We start from the raw sequence: 5,277 nt of genomic DNA, 5'->3' as shown, positions 1-5,277 counted from the left end.
CCCAGTCAAATTCAATCTCATGACCAGCAGTTGCCTTTTGACGAATAAAGACTTCTTTTTGACGTTTCTCCTCACTATTCACAAAGTTTCTAACAGTGGTATAACTAATTTCAAAACCTTCATCTAATAATTTTTCATGAATATCAATCATTTTCAGTTGTTGCTTATGCATTTGATGTTGCCGTTTATATTCATTATCTTTTAACATTTTCCGAATGCGTTTCATCACTGTAGGTGTTAAAGCTCGTTTATTTCCTTTGCGTTTTTTATACGACGGAGGCGTTACATAATTATCTGTAATAGGTAATTCACGAATATCTTTTCTTCTTTTTTCAAGATCCTCTTGTATATACTTTTTTACAGTATTACGAGAAATTCCAAGCTCCTTCGCAATTTGACGTTGACTCTTACTTTCTTGATGAAAGGCAAGTAGCACTTTTTGTTTCTTCTCCAATGAAATCACCTCTATACGCTCCTAACTCTATGAAGTTAGGATTATTTTCATATAAAAGTGGCTCACTTTTCAACTGCGATGGTGGCTCAGTTTTAGCTTATCAAATACACTCGTTGATAACATATATTTTTTAATAACTATTGAAAAATGATATACTTAATAGAGTAGTAAGTACAAGGTATCAAGGGTGATTGGTACATCTTTTCATTCCGTATTACTTCACGTTTTGTGAAGGGAAAGGAGATGTTGCCAATGACGACATATGAAGCCTTAACGCTCATGATAAGCTTTGGTACACTCATAGTGACCATCTTAGCTTTGTCATTTACTTTTTCACGAAAAAAGTAAATCACCCTCTTATACCTTGCCCGGTTTAGGGTGATTTACTTTGCCCATGCCAATCGCTTTTGATGCGATGACTTACTACAGACCGTGTAGTGTTCCAGCACTATGCGGTCTTTTTATTTTACTTACTCTTCTATAAATTATACTATAACACTTTAAAACGAATTTCAACTTTGTTTGCACTTATCCAATTTAATATAGTCCTTGTTTTAAGTAATTTATTTAGATATCCAGCATAAATAAACTGCATACCCCACTTTCATTCTCTCCGATCTCTGTAATCCTAAATCATATTGAGCAAATTAAGACTTCTATCCAGGATTTACCTAAATCGTGTAAACGCTAAAATAAAATGGACAGTTACCGCTAGATAAGATTGAACACTTTCGCCAAATATTAACTTAATTCTCTTATACTATTTAATAGTACATAGGAATTGGGGAATGAAAGGTGAAAAAGAGATTAATGTTATATCTAGAAATACATCAAATGTCAGAGAAAGGTTTTTCTGTTTCTCACATTGCAAAACAACTAAAAATATCGCGAACAACAGTTTACAAATACTTAGAGATGTCATCTGATGAAGCGTTTGAATGGGTGAACTCGTTGAGTTCCAGAAAGAAAAAACTGGATTCGTATAAAGATTGGCTAGTTGCTTGGTTACAAGAATATCCACATTTAAGTGCAGCACAAATGCAAGATTGGTTGCTTGAACGATTTCCAAATTTCCTTGTTGGTGAAAGTACAATGAGGATGTATGTAAATCAATTGCGGGAAGAATATCAGATCGAAAAAACAAGAAAAGCTAGAGAATATGAAGCTGTGGTTGAACAACCTATGGGAAAACAGATGCAAGTCGACTGGGGAGAAACTAGACAGAAAACCAATAATAAAAAAGAAGTAAAATTGTACTGTATTTGTTTTGTCCTCTCACATTCTCGTTATAAATATGTAGAATGGAAAAACCGACCATTTACAACTCGGGATACAATTAGGGCCCACGAGAACGCCTTTCAGTACTATGGTGGTATGCCAGAAGAGATTGTATATGATCAAGATCATTTAATTACAGTTAGTGAAAATGCAGGAGATATTCTTTTAACAGGAGAGTTTCAAGCCTATCAGAAACAAAGAAAATTTAGAATTTACTTATGCCGGAAAGCGGACCCTGAATCGAAAGGGAAAATTGAAAATGTGGTGAAATATGTGAAGTACAATTTCGCAGATAGTCGTATTTTCTCCACTATTGAAAATTGGAATGAGCGTTGTTTGAAATGGCTCAAAAGAACAGGTAATTATAAAGTTCATAATGGAACAAAAAAGAGACCGGCAGAAGTGTTTCTCCTCGAAAAGCAACACCTAAAGCCAGTCTCCTACCTACTCTCAAATGAGAGTTCCAATGAATCAAGTTTAACAAGAAATGTGAATAAAGACAACACGATTATCTACAAATCAAATCGTTATTCTGTCCCACTTGGTACATATAGACCTAAAGGTCTTAATACGGTGGCAATTGAAATCTATGATGATCAAAATAATCATAAACAACTTATTATTAAGAGAAACCATAGTGGCGAAGTTCTCGCCAAGCATCGTTTAGAAATAGGAAAAGGAAAATTAATAAAAAACAGAAATCATGGACGGGATCGTTCTAAAGGAATACAGGCTTATAAAGAAACGGTGATTCGACAGTTTAAAAATACTGAACTAGCAACAACGTTTATTAATAAAATGATGGACTCATACCCTCGGTATAAACGAGATCAACTTGATATCTTACAAAAGGCAACAATTGAATATGGAGAATTTATTGATGAGGCACTTCGGAAGTGCATTGATGAGCATCTATTAAGCGCTAATGATTTCAGTGATGTATCAAAATACTTAAGTAAAATTAAGGACGAACTACAACCATTAAACAAATCAAATGTTCATCGAGATAAACCTCAAAATATAGAAGTAGAAAAGCGTTCTATTAGGACTTACACCGAAATTTTAGGAGGTGTGATGTCGTGAATGATAGTTTAGAAAATCTTCAAGATTATTTTAAACAATTAAGATTAACCGAAACTTCTCATGAATTGCCTAACCTTTTAAGAAAAGCAGAACAAACATCTTGGACATACCGAGAATTCGTTCAGGAAATCGTTTTATTCGAGTTAAAAAAGCGTGAGGAAAAAAGTATAGATAAACGTATGAAATGGGCTAAGTTTCCCTATGTAAAGACATTGAAGGAATTTGACTTAACAGAACAAACATCATTGAGTCAACGGCAACTAAGTCAGTTAGAAGAATTAAATTGGATGGAAGAACAATTCAATTTAATACTCCTTGGACCGCCAGGGTCTGGGAAGACTCATTTATCTATTAGTCTAGGAATAGAAGCAATTCAAAAAGGATTCCAGGTCATGTTTGTGACAATGGGAGAGCTAATAAATCTTTTAAAAACACGAGAATTCACACGTAAATCTCAAGTTCTTTTAAATCGCATTGAATCTTCCGATTTAGTAATTATTGATGATTTGATGTATATGGCGATGGATCAAAGAGAAGCAAACTTATTTTTCCATCTAATAAATCGTCTGTATGAAAGAAGTTCAATTATACTTACCTCTAATAAAAGCCCCAATGAATGGGGCGAATTATTGGGAGATGAAGGAATTACTACAGCAATATTAGATCGACTACTTCATAGAGTCGAAATCATTCATTTAAATGAAGACAGCTACAGAATGAAACATCGTAAAAGTATGTTTTAATCGAAAGTGTTCAAAATTATTTAGCAAAAAGTGTTCAATTTTACTTGACGCTTACAAATCGTAATGTTCCTTCTTGCATTCGCGTAATGCGGAAAAAAAACCATAAAAATACTATTTATTTTTTTGACAGCTTATATAATGGCGGAGCAACTAGTGATGTGACAATAGCAGCAATTATTGCCTCAGTGATTCCGTTTGTAAGAAACACAGTCATAACAGCTTTAAAAATTGCACTCGAGCTGTCTGCATTTATGGCTTGAGCATAAGCGTCCTGAAATATTAAAGAAATCGAACCCATCACTAAAAATGTATGTAAAAAAGTTGAAAGTAGTCCAGTTAAAAAGAAAGCTAGTTTCTGATTGGGTTTTTTCTTTGACAAAGCTTTAGAAACGGCTTTAAACATATAGTAAGGAATGAAACCAATTAATACTCTTGGAACAATGGCAATAAATAATGCCCAAAAACTTCCCTGGCTTGTACCTAATACAGGAATCGCTGGAGAAAAAGCAAATGACAGTAATGTTGGGGCGATTGTATTTGTTATAATGCTAGTGATTCCAAACACCAAACCTAAAAATGCACCAATTTTTGGCCCTAAGATAATGGAAGCTATAATAATTGGAATATGAATGATCGTCGCTTTAATTACACCTAAATGTATAAATCCAACTGGTGTGAGAGCAAATAATAATATAATGGATAAAAATGTTGTAGTTAATGTAAATTCTCTTATTTTCAATTTCGTACTCCTTTAGCAAAAATATTCCCTACCAAGCATTACATACTTTCATTTAAGCATGTTCAACGTGAATATAATGTATAAGCTTTTTCTTTAAGTAAAATTGAACCTTTCCTAATATTACTATTTTTGTAGTATTTTTTTCAACATTATAATTTTGCAAGTGCTTAATTATTAAGTACTTCTTTTAAAAAATAAACACTTTAAAAAGAATTATTTAAAATGGAATAATTATATGAAATAACAATACTCAATAATCATAGAAGATTGATGTATGTAAACCAAGACTATTTACTATTTTTAACCCTAAATTCAATTTGTGCCTTTATCTCATAATTCTTCTTTTCTATTGAATCTCCGCTTTCAATTACGTTAAAATCTGCAGCACCATTTACCACATAACGTCCTTTTGGAAATTCATTATTAGCAACTCGTTTCATAAACTCTGTGTATTCATTTTCATCTTGCGATCCGTATCCGCCACTACCCAAAAATTCTAGACGAAGTGATTCCCCTTTAATTAGTTTGGTTCTTTTTAATACTAGAAAGTTAAAGGAATCAATGTCATAATTTCGTGTCGTCTCCACCATTGGAAATGAAAAAGGAGATCCTCCATGAGAAATTTCAATTTCTTCTTGATCCCCTATATATTCAAGTTCCGCATATATTTTTATGGCTTCCCCCTCACTATACTCTTCTTTCTCCGTTACAAGCCGATAAACAAAATCTCCTTCTTTCACTTCAGCCTTCGTTTTCATATTTTGTTGGTAAACAAATAATATTACTATCAGAAACACGCAAACGAAAATAATACTTATCTTCTTCAAATGTATCACTCCTTATCTCCTTAACTCCTTAACTCCTTAACTCCTTAACTCCTTCTAACAAATATAATTTACCATAAAAACCAGAAACCACCTAATACCCTAGCAATCGAGTAGAGGGAAAATAAGTTAACTAATTTTCGCCCCTCTCACAAC

Annotated in this window: 6 protein-coding genes; 3 read left to right on the top strand and 3 right to left on the bottom strand. The window is 33.1% G+C overall.

From position 1 onward, the window contains the following. The coding region (locus CD30_RS18655; RefSeq protein ID WP_141096079.1) for a sigma factor-like helix-turn-helix DNA-binding protein at positions 1-454 on the bottom strand (454 nt) is incomplete at its 3' end. A 243-nt stretch (positions 455-697) separates the two neighbouring features. Here CD30_RS18655 and CD30_RS20775 point away from each other — a divergent pair. The 3 genes from CD30_RS20775 (at position 698) to istB (ending at position 3,558) form a co-directional block, all read left to right on the top strand. Continuing rightward, on the top strand, positions 698-802 hold the full coding sequence (locus tag CD30_RS20775; RefSeq protein ID WP_408056822.1) for a putative holin-like toxin: 105 nt from the start codon (positions 698-700) through the stop codon (positions 800-802). Positions 803-1,264: 462 nt separating this feature from the next. Further along, entirely contained in the window at positions 1,265-2,815 is a 1,551-nt protein-coding gene (gene istA / locus CD30_RS18650; protein ID WP_170933683.1) for an IS21 family transposase, read from the top strand. Next, complete coding sequence (gene istB, locus CD30_RS18645) at positions 2,812-3,558, top strand: IS21-like element helper ATPase IstB (RefSeq protein ID WP_036180509.1); 747 nt, start codon at positions 2,812-2,814, stop codon at positions 3,556-3,558. Before istA ends, istB begins: the two co-directional genes overlap by 4 nt. A 115-nt stretch (positions 3,559-3,673) precedes the next feature. On the opposite strand, the gene CD30_RS18640 is transcribed toward istB, so the two are convergent. Both CD30_RS18640 and CD30_RS18635 read right to left on the bottom strand, forming a co-directional pair. After that, entirely contained in the window at positions 3,674-4,297 is a 624-nt protein-coding gene (locus tag CD30_RS18640; RefSeq protein WP_036180506.1) for an ECF transporter S component, read from the bottom strand. A 287-nt stretch (positions 4,298-4,584) separates the two neighbouring features. Continuing rightward, entirely contained in the window at positions 4,585-5,124 is a 540-nt protein-coding gene (locus CD30_RS18635; RefSeq protein WP_052126326.1) for a hypothetical protein, read from the bottom strand. Between the last annotated feature and the right edge of the window lie 153 nt (positions 5,125-5,277).

It is taken from the genome of Ureibacillus massiliensis 4400831 = CIP 108448 = CCUG 49529, assembly GCF_000772965.1.
In the GTDB taxonomy this organism is placed as follows: Bacteria; Bacillota; Bacilli; order Bacillales_A; family Planococcaceae; genus Ureibacillus; species Ureibacillus massiliensis.
Note: the sequence above shows the minus strand (reverse complement) of the source record. Positions and strands in the feature narration are given on the sequence as shown.

Excerpts from the sequence above, each read along its gene's own strand:
- CD30_RS20775 (WP_408056822.1), top strand. The coding sequence starts at position 698 with ATGTTGCCAATGACGACATATGAAGCCTTAACGCTCATGATAAGCTTT.
- istA (WP_170933683.1), top strand. The coding sequence starts at position 1,265 with ATGTTATATCTAGAAATACATCAAATGTCAGAGAAAGGTTTTTCTGTT.